The sequence below is a fragment of the Algibacter sp. YIN40 genome (assembly GCF_057219435.1).
This window is the reverse complement of sequence record NZ_JBXVVC010000001.1, coordinates 1,055,019-1,067,366: the sequence shown is the minus strand read 5'-3', so window position 1 is coordinate 1,067,366 and position 12,348 is coordinate 1,055,019. Positions and strand designations below refer to the sequence as shown.

The 12,348-nt window shown below is 31.6% G+C and carries 15 protein-coding genes; all 15 read right to left on the bottom strand.

Annotated elements, in window-relative coordinates; translation table 11 throughout:
- Window positions 1–6: 6 nt before the first annotated feature.
- The 15 genes from AC2D6V_RS05040 to AC2D6V_RS04970 all read right to left on the bottom strand — a co-directional run bounded on the left by AC2D6V_RS05040 (window position 7) and on the right by AC2D6V_RS04970 (window position 12,316).
- Window positions 7–513, bottom strand: coding sequence for a DUF4199 domain-containing protein (locus AC2D6V_RS05040; protein WP_484646958.1), 507 nt, complete (start codon window positions 511–513; stop codon window positions 7–9).
- A gap of 96 nt (window positions 514–609) precedes the next feature.
- Entirely contained in the window at window positions 610–981 is a 372-nt protein-coding gene (locus tag AC2D6V_RS05035; RefSeq protein ID WP_484646957.1) for a VOC family protein, read from the bottom strand.
- A 114-nt stretch (window positions 982–1,095) separates the two neighbouring features.
- Window positions 1,096–1,506: a response regulator transcription factor gene (locus AC2D6V_RS05030; RefSeq protein WP_484646956.1), complete on the bottom strand. Its 411-nt coding sequence runs from the start codon at window positions 1,504–1,506 to the stop codon at window positions 1,096–1,098.
- A gap of 70 nt (window positions 1,507–1,576) precedes the next feature.
- The gene (locus AC2D6V_RS05025; RefSeq protein ID WP_484646955.1) at window positions 1,577–2,521 is read right to left on the bottom strand and encodes a 2-hydroxyacid dehydrogenase; all 945 of its coding nucleotides are present in this window, start codon (window positions 2,519–2,521) and stop codon (window positions 1,577–1,579) included.
- Window positions 2,522–2,887 (bottom strand): cupin domain-containing protein, encoded by a 366-nt coding sequence (locus tag AC2D6V_RS05020; RefSeq protein WP_484646954.1) that lies wholly within the window; start codon window positions 2,885–2,887, stop codon window positions 2,522–2,524.
- 64 nt (window positions 2,888–2,951) lie between these two features.
- Window positions 2,952–4,325, bottom strand: a complete 1,374-nt coding sequence (mgtE, locus tag AC2D6V_RS05015) for a magnesium transporter (protein WP_484646953.1) — start codon at window positions 4,323–4,325, stop codon at window positions 2,952–2,954.
- Window positions 4,326–4,384: 59 nt separating this feature from the next.
- Complete coding sequence (rsmA, locus tag AC2D6V_RS05010) at window positions 4,385–5,161, bottom strand: 16S rRNA (adenine(1518)-N(6)/adenine(1519)-N(6))-dimethyltransferase RsmA (protein WP_484646952.1); 777 nt, start codon at window positions 5,159–5,161, stop codon at window positions 4,385–4,387.
- 19 nt (window positions 5,162–5,180) lie between these two features.
- Window positions 5,181–5,636: a GNAT family N-acetyltransferase gene (locus tag AC2D6V_RS05005; protein ID WP_484646951.1), complete on the bottom strand. Its 456-nt coding sequence runs from the start codon at window positions 5,634–5,636 to the stop codon at window positions 5,181–5,183.
- A 9-nt stretch (window positions 5,637–5,645) separates the two neighbouring features.
- Window positions 5,646–5,969: a DUF4286 family protein gene (locus AC2D6V_RS05000; RefSeq protein ID WP_484646950.1), complete on the bottom strand. Its 324-nt coding sequence runs from the start codon at window positions 5,967–5,969 to the stop codon at window positions 5,646–5,648.
- Between the two features lie 49 nt (window positions 5,970–6,018).
- The gene (locus AC2D6V_RS04995; RefSeq protein ID WP_484646949.1) at window positions 6,019–6,528 is read right to left on the bottom strand and encodes a GNAT family N-acetyltransferase; all 510 of its coding nucleotides are present in this window, start codon (window positions 6,526–6,528) and stop codon (window positions 6,019–6,021) included.
- Between the two features lie 4 nt (window positions 6,529–6,532).
- Entirely contained in the window at window positions 6,533–8,308 is a 1,776-nt protein-coding gene (locus AC2D6V_RS04990; RefSeq protein ID WP_484646948.1) for a tetratricopeptide repeat protein, read from the bottom strand.
- Window positions 8,309–8,477: 169 nt separating this feature from the next.
- Window positions 8,478–8,600, bottom strand: coding sequence for a hypothetical protein (locus tag AC2D6V_RS04985; protein ID WP_484646947.1), 123 nt, complete (start codon window positions 8,598–8,600; stop codon window positions 8,478–8,480).
- Between the two features lie 158 nt (window positions 8,601–8,758).
- Window positions 8,759–10,030: a serine--tRNA ligase gene (serS, locus tag AC2D6V_RS04980; RefSeq protein WP_484646946.1), complete on the bottom strand. Its 1,272-nt coding sequence runs from the start codon at window positions 10,028–10,030 to the stop codon at window positions 8,759–8,761.
- Between the two features lie 44 nt (window positions 10,031–10,074).
- On the bottom strand, window positions 10,075–11,391 hold the full coding sequence (locus AC2D6V_RS04975) for an HTTM domain-containing protein (RefSeq protein ID WP_484646945.1): 1,317 nt from the start codon (window positions 11,389–11,391) through the stop codon (window positions 10,075–10,077).
- Window positions 11,381–12,316, bottom strand: coding sequence for a bifunctional riboflavin kinase/FAD synthetase (locus AC2D6V_RS04970; RefSeq protein WP_484646944.1), 936 nt, complete (start codon window positions 12,314–12,316; stop codon window positions 11,381–11,383). Before AC2D6V_RS04970 ends, AC2D6V_RS04975 begins: the two co-directional genes overlap by 11 nt.
- Window positions 12,317–12,348 lie beyond the last annotated feature (32 nt).

Here is a 12,348-nt window from a genome sequence, read left to right as displayed (position 1 = left end):
TTAATATTATTTACGTTGAAGTATAAGACCTGAAATTAAGGATATAATGAATCCTAAAATCACTACTGATGAAAACATCATAAAAGCCATAAACCCTGGACTCCCATAATCCTTCATTTGCTGTATAAGTTCTGTACTTTTAACTTTTAATTCTTCTGGCGATAACGTAGTTTCCATCTTTTTTATAGAATAGTCTATGTATTCAGTTGCAAAATCAGGGTTTATTTGAGTGGTGTAAATATAATCGAACAAAGCAACTCCAATTGCAGAGAATAAAGCTATAAGCATACCAATTGCAATAGCTTTGCTTAAAGATACCTTTCCGTTATTTACTTTATCTCGATAGTGTTTGATTCCGAAGTAAACAAATAATAAAGAGAGTATCATAGAGGTATACCCTATAAGTTCTCCGTAGTCATAATTTACTCCCATACCTAATAAAAAAGGTAATCCGAAGAATAAAAATCCGCTTATTATAGCATAAATTCCATACTTAATTACTGTGTTTTTCATTTTTTTATATGTATTGATTAGTTAGCCAAAAGTAGTGAGATGTTAAGATCAAGGACTCATACTAAAGTACTAAATTGATAATACTTTAGTATAATTCTACACGTGTTGATCTATAAGAATGGTATTCCCGTCTGGATCTAACAAAACAACACTTGCAGGACCAGAAGTACTTTCATCTGCTTCTCTTTCAAGTTTAATATCATTCTTTTGAAGATGTTTTTGAATATCACGAACATCTGTAAACTCCTTTAATTTATTAGCACTTTCATCCCACCTTGGATTAAAAGTTAAGATATTGTTCTCAAACATGCCTTGAAAAAGCCCCACCAATGCATTACCATTTTTCATAATAAGATAATTTCTTTCTATATCTCCTGCAAAAACACTAAACCCTAAAGTTTCGTAAAATGTTTTTGATTTGAGAATATCCTTCACACTTAAACTGACTGAAAATGCTCCTAATTCCATATATAATATTTTTGATAATTAAATTCAATACAAAGCTAAATATCAAACAAACAAATGCTTCATACTAAAGTACCAACCATTTGTGCTTTTCTCTAAAAATATAAAAAAATAAGTTTAAATGATTTGATAGTCTTGTGCTATCTGTATTGCTTGTGTTCTTCGCTTGGCATTAAGCTTAACTAGTAAATTAGAAACGTGAGTCTTAATTGTGCTTTCTGAAAGAAACAATTTTTCGGCTATTTCTTTATTTGATAAACCTGAAGATATGTGCTTTAGAACTTCATATTCTCGATTTGTGATTTCTAGTTCTTTTACTTTTTCTAAATCTATTTCAGGGGTAGCTATTGATTGTTTCTTTTGGGTTTTTTTATTAATGAACAATCCAATGACTAAAAAAACTATGGCAACAACCGCCATGATATATTCAATCTGCGTTTCACCTGTTATAAAAGTGTATTTGCCAAATTGAAATAATAGCAACAAAGCTAATATGAGTAAAGAAAAAACAAGAATGGTTTTCTTCATATTATATAATGAAAGTAAGTCTTACTAATAATTAAGACCATTTAAAAATACAAAAAGATTACCACGTCCTCTAAATCCTCCCAAGGACAAATGCTTTAATTTTATCAACAATGGTTTGTGCTAATTTCTCTTTACTTTCAACTGTCCAACCAGCTACATGAGGTGATAATAAAACATTTTTGGTTTTTATTAAATATTGAAATGCTTCTGGCATTTCACTGGCAAATAAGTTTTCAAAAGAAGCTTTTTCATATTCTAAAACATCCAGTCCAGCACCAAGTATTTTACCAGATTCTAAAGCAGAAACTAAATCCTTAGTCACAACACTCCTGCCTCGAGCCGTATTTACAAACCAAAATGGCTTACTAAAAGCATTAATAAATTTCGAATTAACCATGTTTAAAGTTAGAGCCGTTTGTGGGGTATGTAGACTCACAATATCTACCCTTTTTTGAAATTCTGAAAGCGACACCTGCTCCGCATTATTGTCTCCTACATTATCTTGAATATCATAACATAAAATTTTAACATCAAATCCGCATAGCTTTTTAGCAAAGGCTTTTCCCATATTACCATAGCCAATTATTCCAACTGTTTTGCCATCTAATTCAACACCGCGATTATCCTCGCGTAGCCATTGCCCATTTCTAACATCTTCGTCTGCTTTATTAAATTTATTAAATAGTGATAAAAGCATCCCAAGCGTGTGCTCGCCAACGGCATTTCTATTGCCTTCTGGCGCTGAGATTAAATAAACACCTTTCGCCTTGGCATAATCACAATCTATATTTTCTAAACCTGCACCTACTCGTCCTATAAATTTTAGGTTTTTTGCTGCATCTAAAAATTGTTTATCGATAATGAATCTACTTCTTATGATTATTCCATCATATTCATGAATTTTAGATTCAATAGCTTGTTTTGAAGATATAGAATCTTCGTGATTAACCAGGCCCAAGGCATCTAACTGATTTAATAATAATTCGTGATTAGTATCTAGATGAAGTATTTTCATTTAAATTTCCGGATAAAGTGTTTGGGTTTTTTCATGTTGAACTTTTCCTGTATGTGCTGTCGATTGTTTTTCAAAAAGTAAAACATGGACTTCTTCATTGTTTTTTGTAAAAGGATTGTGCTCAACGCCTTTTGGAACCACAATAATTTCTCCTTCCTTGACTACTTCAATTCTATCGCGAAATTGCATGTATAAAGTACCTTTTACTACTTGAAAAAGTTCGTCTTCATTTTCATGGCTATGCCATACGAATTCTCCTTTAAGCTTTGCTAATATAACTTGCATATCATCAACTATTGCAATTTGATGTGGATGCCAGTTTTTATCAAATCTTGAAAATTTGTCTTTTATGTTTATTGCTTTCATTGTATAAAATTACAAAGTTTTTCACTAGAAATTTTAAGGTATAAATGCAGTAGATAAATTAATTCTATATCCCTAAAATCATTCTTGCTATCCAAAAATAAAGCAGAATACCTAAAATATCATTGCTTGTTGTTATAAATGGCCCCGTTGCAATTGCTGGATCAATCCCACGCTTATTTAAAAATAATGGAACAAAAGTCCCTATAAGTCCGGCAACAATAATTACGGCAACAAGTGATACCGAAATGGCAAAGGCGGTATTTAGTTCCCCTTTTATTGCCCAAACAAACAAGAATAAAAATAAGGCTAGAATTACACCATTAAGTGCGGCAAGTAACATCTCTTTTATTAAACGACTATTTACGCTACCACGAACTTCGTCGTTGGCTAGACCTTGCACTATAATGGCACTTGATTGTACCCCAACGTTTCCTGCCATTGCCGCAATAAGAGGTGTGAAAAAAAATAATATGACAGCTTTCCCAGTAAAAAGACTTTCAAAACCTTCCATGATTAAAAAAGCACCAATACCTCCAATTAATCCTAAAAATAGCCATGGTAGGCGTGCTCTTGTGAGTTCAATGATACTATCATCTGAATCTACATCACCTGTAATACCGGCAGCCAATTGATAATCTTTCTCTGCTTCTTCCTTTAAAACATCAACGATATCGTCAATAGTAATTCTCCCTAATAATGTTTGTGAATCATCAACAACAGGAATAGCTTCCAAATCGTATTTAGCCATAACTTTAGCTACATCTTCTACATCATCATGAACATTAACATAATCTACATTCACTTTAACTAAGTCTGCAATTTTTTGTTCGCTTTTAGCAACAATTAAATCTTTTAAAGACAGGCGTCCTATAAGTTTTTCTTCCTTATTTACCACATAAATAGAATGGACTCTTGTTACTTCTTCGGCTTGACCGCGAATTCTACGCATGCAACCTGCTACAGTCCAAGTTTCATAAACCTTTACCAGTTCTTTTGCCATAAGTCCACCAGCGGTATCCTCATCATAAGCTAAAAGTTCTTGTATCTCAGATTTATGCTCTTCATCTTCAATTTTAGAAATAACTGCTTCTTGTCTTTCCTCTGAAAGTTCGGCAATAATATCTGCAGCGTCATCGGTATCTAATTCTTCAACTTCTTCGGCTATTTCTTTTGCCGAAAGATTTTTTAAAACTTTTTCTCGATTGTCTTCATCGAGTTCCATTAAAATATCTGAAGTCGTATCAGAATCTAAAAGCTTTATAATATACACAGCTTCTTCTAGATCTAATTCATCTAGAATTTCGGCAATATCGGCGTAGTGAAACTCCTTAAGTAGTTTATTGAGTTCCTTATCGCCATTAGCTTCAATGAGTTGCGCTACTCGATTAACAAGTTCATCGGTTAGCTCAAATTGTATGTTTTCTTTCTCTTCAGACATGAGATTAAAAATTCTCGATACTATTTCTAAATTACTTTGAAAATCACTAGAAGTGAGATTTAATTTTTATCGTTTTCAATTAATTGCGTGAGTTCAATAAACTCTGAAACAGCTAACTGTTCTGGACGTTTGCCAAATATAGCATTTGCTTTTAAATTATCTGATAAATTGAATGTTTTTAAACTGTTACGAAGTGTTTTTCGTCGTTGTTGAAACCCTGTCTTCACAACCTTGAAGAATATTTTTTCATCGCATGGTAATGAATAATTTTCCTTCCGAATCAATCTTAACACCCCCGAATCAATTTTGGGAGGCGGATTAAAAACTGATGGCGAAACGGTAAACAAATACTCTGCATCGTAGAATGCCTGTGTTAAAACCGAAAGTATGCCATAAACCTTACTGCCCTCTTTTGAGCATATACGCTGTGCGACTTCTTTTTGAAACATCCCAGAAAACTCAGGAATTTGATCGCGCATTTCTAGTGTTTTGAATACTATTTGCGTAGAAATATTATATGGGAAATTACCAATGATGGCAAATGGTTCTTCTTTAAAAACATCTTTTAAATCATACTTTAAAAAATCTTTTTCTATTATTCTCGATGCTAAATTTAGATAATTGGCTTGCAAATATTCCACAGACTCAGTGTCAATTTCAATAACATGTGTAGTGACCTCTTTTCTTAATAAATACTTTGTAAGAACACCCATTCCAGGACCTATTTCAAGTACGTTTTTATATCCTTTTAAAGTCAAGGTATCAGCTATCTGTTCGGCAATAGTTTCATCTTTTAAAAAATGTTGTCCTAAATATTTTTTTGCTTTTACTGTCATGAAACTTATATATTTCTGTTTAATTGAAATGCATTTTCATGCCCTCATGTGATGATTTAAAACCTAAGTCTTCATAAAACTTAATGGCTATTAATCTTTTTTTATCCGTAGTCAATTGTAAAACATGAGCATTCTTCTTTTGTGCTCTTTTTATCGCCCACTCAATCATTTTTCTTCCAAGACCAACACCTCTTATATCCTTTCTTATTCTTACAGCTTCAATTTGAGCTCTAATTCCGCCACAGTAAGTTAAATACTGTATAAATGTGAGTTGTAAAGTGCCAATTATTTCAGATTTTTCATCTTCCACAACTATAAGTTCTTGATTTTCATCTGCATTAATTTTTCTAAAGGCATTGATATATTCAATTGGTAAAGGAACTTGAAAGTTTTCTCTTGTTTTTCCTAATTCATCATCGGCTATCATTTCAACAATTTGGATAACATCTTTTTCAATAGCTTTTCTAAAAATCATATTTTTAAACTATTTAAAATTCACGGTGTACTCATCAATAATTTGAAGTTCTGTTCTAAAAGCCAACAATTTATCTGCAAACTTTTTTAATCCATCTTGTCTTAATCTATCTGCGTCTTCTTTATAATAAGCGTCTAATGCTTCACGTGAATAAGAACGATATTGAACAGAATATGTTAAACCACCCATATCCTCTTCAACTAAAACTCTTGTAAGCGTTGCCTTATCAAATTTACCTGTACCTAATACTTGCGGAATGTGTTCTTTTATCCAAACCAACCAATCATCGTGAATGGATTCATCTATATTTATTGTTACGTTATATATAATCATATATTGAAAATATTATGAGATTTCTAACTATGCTCGAAATGACAAATGTTTATAAATTTTTTGCAAATAACATTAGTTCTTCATCGTCTTCAAAGGGTTTTATCTTTTTTTCAAATTTCAACCCTAACTTTTCTAATAAATTAATTGAACTCTTATTATAAGGAACTGTAATCGCAGCTATTCTATTAAGTTTGTGAATTTCTTTCGCTAATTTTAATACTGCGATTGAAGCTTCATAACCAAAACCCTGCCCTTCATATTCTGGAAGAAACGCAAAACCTATATCAACATGTTCTAATTCATCACGTTTCGCCAAACCACATGTGCCAATAGCTTTGTTATTTTCACTTTTTAACTCCAATTTATAAAACCCGAAGTCAAAATCCGAATAACTTTTAATTGTTTTACTCGCTAAATAATTTTCAGCATCTTCAATGCTTATTAAATTTTTATCCCCTATGTATTTTAAACAATTTGGAGAATTAGTCAACTTTAAAAAGAATAGGGCATCCTCAATTTTAAATTTGGAAATAATAAGGCGTTCTGTTTCTGCTACCATTTTTCTAATTAATAGCATCTCCCCTTAAAGCTCTATAGTTTTTTCGAGCTTCAACAAAGTAAATACTATCGGCATGATTAAAAATAATTTGCTCATATAATGCTTTTGCCTTTTCAGGCTCATTAGTATGCTTCACATAAATTTTCGCTAATCTGTAAAGCGCATCATCAATTAAAATGCCATCGCGATAATTATCAATAATTGCTTGATAATTAGACTTGGCTTTTTCAAATTGAAATTTAGCCTCGAATAACTGCCCTTGCTTATATAAAGTTTGGGCAATAATGGGTTCTGTTTTATGTACTTCTAATATTTTATTTAAGACTGAAATCGCTTCATCATTTCTATTTTGAAAAGCTAACAAATCAGCTTTAGAGTATAATTTTAAAGCAGTCTGTAAAGAATCTTCATACTTATTATCAGAAATAAGTAATTTAAGATCAAGTGCGTCATTCGCAATTAACTGAGAGGTTGATGATTTTAAAATTTTTAGCTGAGATTCTGCCCATTTAAAATCTCCTTTGTAATAACTCGCCTTAGCCACTTTAAAACGTGCTTCTTGCGAAATAGTACTATTCTTTAAATTACGTTGTATCTGCGTGAAATATATTAGGGCCTGATTAAATTTTTCTTGTAGAACTAAAATATCTCCTAGTTCTAACTTAACTGCTGCCTTTTGTAATTGATTTAAAGGGAGTTCAAGTGTTTTCTCTAGAAATTTAGTTGCCTCTTCTGTTTTATTCATGTAAAACGCTAAAAAATGAGCATAAGCAATTTGAATATCTAAAGTTTGAGAGAACTTACCAAAGTGATTAAAAAGTTCTAAATATTCATCATTGATGTTGTTATATGCTTCTTTAGAGCTTTCTTTTGTTTTTAGTTGAAGTAAATTCTGGTAAGCACTTAATTGTGTTTCTAAATCTTGAGCAGTTTCAATTAAAAAAGTATAAATTTCTTTTGCCACCTCTACTTCGCCATCAATAATGCAAATTGAGGCTAACTCTTCAATACTATCAAGACTTTCTGGTTGTCTATTAAAAATTGCCTTTTCTTGAATGAAGGCTTTTTTAAAGTCTTTTTGCTGAACAAACAGCCAGCTTAACATGCCGTTCCAAAGCACATTAGGTTCTTGCTGTGTGTTTTTAAGAAGTATCTTTCTGAGAAGCATATTATTCTCATTTGTAGCGTCTTCACTAATAAAATCATTTATAGCTCGTTTTATATTACTTAATGAAACTGGATTAGTCTCAGCAAAATTAACATAGCTATTAAACATTTTCTCTATGTTGCCTTGTTCACCATATAACTGGGCTAATTGTAAATTAAAATTAAAGTCGGGTTTTAAAATCATTGCTTTTTCATAAGCCATAACAGCTCTATTCAATAATGCATGACCTTGAAAACTCCTAGCTACAGCAAAAACATTATTCGGATTATTATCTATGCTGGACATGGCTTTATCGTAATAAAGTTTAGCATTTTGATCATCATTTTTTAGCTGAAAATTATACCCTAAATCCACTATAAATGAAGGATATTTTATGCGTTCCATTAACTTGAGTAAGAAAGTTTCTACCTCGACATACTCTTCTAACTGCTGATGCGTTTTTACAAGTTGATTTATATAATTAATATTAGTAGGTGATTGCGCATAGAGTTTCTTATACTCAAAAAGGGCTTTTTCATAATCTCCCTTTTTAAAATAATCTTTAGCAATAATATCCTCTTGTGCATTTACACTAACAGCGAATAAAAAACAAATGAAGAAAAGAATTCTCATATGGTAAATATAACAAATGTGAAGCGCCAATATTGCAAATGTTTCCATAAAAAATGCCCGAATATAATTCGGGCATTTACCAACCAAAAATAAACTTGCTATTAACTACCGCTAGTTAAAAACGATATAATTACTCGATTGGGGACAGTAATTTTAAATGAAATAATCCCTATTTACTTACAACTGCTGTTGTTTTATTTTCAGATTTTACGATTTCGAAATCTGAAAATAAAACCTTACTAACGAAGAAAATTAAAGTAATAAGCAATACTATGCGCTTAATATTTTTCATGGTAGGTTAAGTTTAAACGATTTGGTATAGCTAAATTCAGGAATATCTACGTAAGACCAAAGAAAATTGAATAAAAATCGTTAAACAGCATCGATAATTTGCATTTTATCGATTTATTTTATGAATTATCATTAATTTGAAAGATTTTTCTTTCTTATTTAATTAATAATACTGAACCCTGTATAAGATTGAAGAACTTCTGGGATTACAATACCATCTTTTGTTTGGTAATTTTCTAAAATTCCAGCTAATACACGAGGTAATGCTAACGAACTCCCATTTAGCGTATGAGCTAATTGATTTTTACCATCAGCATTCTTAAATCGAAGCTTAAGCCTATTAGCTTGAAAAGTTTCAAAGTTTGAAATAGATGATATTTCTAACCAGCGGTCTTGAGCAGTTGAAAACACCTCAAAATCATAAGTTAAAGCAGATGTAAACCCTAAATCACCACCGCAAAGTCTTAAGATTCTATATGGTAATTTTAATTCTTGTAGAATAGACTTTACATGATTTACCATACCATCTAAAGCTTTATAAGATTGTGTTGGGTGTTCAATTCGTAAAATTTCAACTTTATCAAATTGATGTAATCTATTTAAACCTCTTACATGTGCGCCATAACTACCGGCTTCCCTACGAAAACATGGTGTGTAGCCAGTTATTCCAATAGGTAAATCTTCTTCGTTAAGTAAAGTGTCTCTAAAAATATTTGTGCCAGGAACCTCTGCAGTTGGGATTAAATACAGGTTATCTTCAGTTACATGATACATCTGCCCTTCCTTATCTGGCAATTGTCCTGTACCAAACCCAGACGCTTCATTTACTAAATGTGGTAATTGATACTCTGTGTAGCCAGCTTCTGTATTTTTGTCTAAGAAATAAGCAATTAAAGCACGTTGTAATCTAGCTCCCTTTCCTTTATAAACAGGGAATCCAGCACCCGTAATTTTATTCCCCAATTCAAAATCTATAATGTCGTATTTTTTAGCAAGTTCCCAATGCGGTAAAGCATCACTATGTAACACAGGGATATCTCCTTCCTTAAAAATTTCTTCATTATCTTCATCGGTGTTTCCTGCAGGGACAAGCTCGTTTGGAACATTAGGTATTTTATATAATAACTCGTTTAAATTCTCTACAATTGATTTAAGTCTAGATTCTAAATTCTTAATGTTTATTTTTCTATTTTTCGTTCCTTCTTTTAAATCATTAGCTTCTTGAGCTTTACCCCCTTTAAACAAATTCCCAATTTCTTTAGAAATGGTATTCGACTCAGCCAACGTATTATCCAATTCTGTTTGAATACGTCTTCTATCCTCATCCAAAACAATTACTTGGTCAATCATATCGGTAGCATCAATGTTTCTTTTTGCTAATCGAGAAATTACCAAATCTTTGTTTTCTCTAATAAACGGAACTTGTAACATGAGTTAAAGATTTAAGGGACAAATTTAATCAATTACGCAGAAAACTAGTCCTCTTTTGAAGGTAAAATCCAGTCGTTATGTTTAAACATATTCCATGAAGCATTCGTCAAATCCACTTCGGGGTCAATTAGTGTTTTAAAAGGTTTTCCATTGATGCTTATTTTAGAATCAACATACACTGAAACATCTTGTCCGTCATTCTCAAATATTGTGTTCAAATATTGTACGAATTGCCAAATTACATCAGGTTTCGTGCTTGCCGATTGTTTTTGTTTTCTAGATAAATACTGATCCATGTCTACTACAAATACTTTTTTAGTCTCATTATTTACAACTCGGTATGTTGTAATTCCCGATTTGGCTCTTAACATCATACGCCATGACATTCTATGACCTTCTTCGGTCCACAACACATTATCTTCAATAAAATGATGTCTTATTGGTAGCACTAATTGTATTATGAAATACCCAGCGCCAACAACAATTAAAATGTTACGATAAGACGGCAGGATTATTTCTTCCTTATCATAAAATAATTTGTTCTTTAAAAATAGCCTCTGAATGGTTTTTGGTTCAAAAAAGAATAATATAAATGCTAATGACAAATAAGGAAAAATCCCTATTTGGAATACTATTGAATTAAATAAATGGAAGAAAATAGAAATTATAAATGCCCATTTGCGCGTAGACTTAAAAAGCAACAAGGGTATAATTAATCCATCGAATAAAATCCCCCCATACGCCAAAATATAATGTAGCCATTTTTTTTGAAGTAACTCACCAATTAAAAAGTAATCAGCTTTGTCGCTCATAAGTAACCCTGTAACATTGGCATTTAACCAATCTGGATATAATTTTGCTGCTGATGCATAGGTATAAACTATGAAAAGCTGAAAAATAAACACCAAGCCGCACCAATTGGGCATGGAGATATTTTTTACTTGAGGGTTTAATTTTGCATCAACTGAAGCAAATTTATTTGCTGGTAAAAAGACCATTATGGCACTTAAAAGCATCAACAAATAATAGTGGTTATTATAAGCCGACTTTTGCATGAAATAAGTTCCTGCCCATAATAGTGTAAAACTTATTATGCTTAAACGGTATTTGTAACCAACCATAACCAGTAATGCAAAAACCGACATGACTACATAGTATATGTACATGCCATTCCCAGGAAGTGGTTGTAACCATTCGAAATTAATAAATGAAAATGTGAATTTCGGGTCAATCAAAACACGTTTAACCCAGCCAGTTAAAATAGCTCCAAAGGATTCTAAAAAACATAATAGCCCAAAAATTATTCGAAAAACTACTAATGCAGAATTATCAATATGTCTAAATAACAGTTTATTTAGCATAGTTGATTGCTATATAATTAAGTGCTGTTGCTTTATCTAGCGATAATTGAGTTTTTAAATCTTCAACTGAATCAAATTTTTTCTCATCTCGTAAACGCTCTAACAACTCAATCTTAAGTTTTTTATCATAGATGTATTCATCAAAATCAAAAAAGTGAACTTCAATAGACTCCTCTTCACCATTAACTGTGGGGTTAACTCCTATATTCATCATGCCATAAGTAGTTTTACTATCAATAATAGTGCACACTACATAAGATCCTTGTTTTGGTATTAACTTATAATCTTCTTGAATTTTAATATTTGCTGTTGGAAACCCTATTTGTCTACCTAATCCTTTTCCTTTTGAAACAATACCTGTAAGCATGAATTTATAACCCAGATAACTATTGGCTTTCGCTACATTTCCTTCATATAAAGCATGTCTAATTTTTGTTGAGCTAACTGAAACCTCATCAATATCCTGGGCTGAAATTTCCTCAACCTCAAAATTATACTTAACACCAAAATGTTTTAAATCCTCTATGTCTGCGTTTCTATTTCTACCGAATCTATGATCGTAACCAATAATCACTTTTTTAGCATTTAATTTATCAACCAATAATTCTTTTACAAAATCTTCTGCACTCTTTCGTGAAAAGGTTTTGCTAAACTTTTTAATAAATAAGAAATCTAACCCAAGGCTTTCAAGAATCTCATAACGCTCATCAATTGTATTTATTAATTTTATATTAGAATCCTTTTGCAAAACCATTCTAGGATGCGGAAAAAAAGTGAGGATTGCCGATTTTAAATCGTGCTCTGAAGCTGTGTTTACAAGACGAGATATAATTTTTTGATGCCCAATGTGAACACCATCGAAGGTACCGATGGTAACTACTGTTTCTGTATTAGATACTAAATTAAGACTATTGCTGATTTTCAAGCTTGAAGTTTTTACAAAAATATAAAAGAGGA

Excerpts from the sequence above, each read along its gene's own strand:
- mgtE (WP_484646953.1), bottom strand. The coding sequence starts at position 4,325 with ATGTCTGAAGAGAAAGAAAACATACAATTTGAGCTAACCGATGAACTT.
- AC2D6V_RS05005 (WP_484646951.1), bottom strand. The coding sequence starts at position 5,636 with ATGATTTTTAGAAAAGCTATTGAAAAAGATGTTATCCAAATTGTTGAA.
- AC2D6V_RS04990 (WP_484646948.1), bottom strand. The coding sequence starts at position 8,308 with ATGAGAATTCTTTTCTTCATTTGTTTTTTATTCGCTGTTAGTGTAAAT.
- AC2D6V_RS05020 (WP_484646954.1), bottom strand. The coding sequence starts at position 2,887 with ATGAAAGCAATAAACATAAAAGACAAATTTTCAAGATTTGATAAAAAC.
- AC2D6V_RS05025 (WP_484646955.1), bottom strand. The coding sequence starts at position 2,521 with ATGAAAATACTTCATCTAGATACTAATCACGAATTATTATTAAATCAG.
- AC2D6V_RS04995 (WP_484646949.1), bottom strand. The coding sequence starts at position 6,528 with ATGGTAGCAGAAACAGAACGCCTTATTATTTCCAAATTTAAAATTGAG.
- serS (WP_484646946.1), bottom strand. The coding sequence starts at position 10,030 with ATGTTACAAGTTCCGTTTATTAGAGAAAACAAAGATTTGGTAATTTCT.
- AC2D6V_RS05040 (WP_484646958.1), bottom strand. The coding sequence starts at position 513 with ATGAAAAACACAGTAATTAAGTATGGAATTTATGCTATAATAAGCGGA.
- rsmA (WP_484646952.1), bottom strand. The coding sequence starts at position 5,161 with ATGACAGTAAAAGCAAAAAAATATTTAGGACAACATTTTTTAAAAGAT.
- AC2D6V_RS05035 (WP_484646957.1), bottom strand. The coding sequence starts at position 981 with ATGGAATTAGGAGCATTTTCAGTCAGTTTAAGTGTGAAGGATATTCTC.
- AC2D6V_RS04975 (WP_484646945.1), bottom strand. The coding sequence starts at position 11,391 with ATGCTAAATAAACTGTTATTTAGACATATTGATAATTCTGCATTAGTA.
- AC2D6V_RS04985 (WP_484646947.1), bottom strand. The coding sequence starts at position 8,600 with ATGAAAAATATTAAGCGCATAGTATTGCTTATTACTTTAATTTTCTTC.
- AC2D6V_RS05030 (WP_484646956.1), bottom strand. The coding sequence starts at position 1,506 with ATGAAGAAAACCATTCTTGTTTTTTCTTTACTCATATTAGCTTTGTTG.
- AC2D6V_RS05000 (WP_484646950.1), bottom strand. The coding sequence starts at position 5,969 with ATGATTATATATAACGTAACAATAAATATAGATGAATCCATTCACGAT.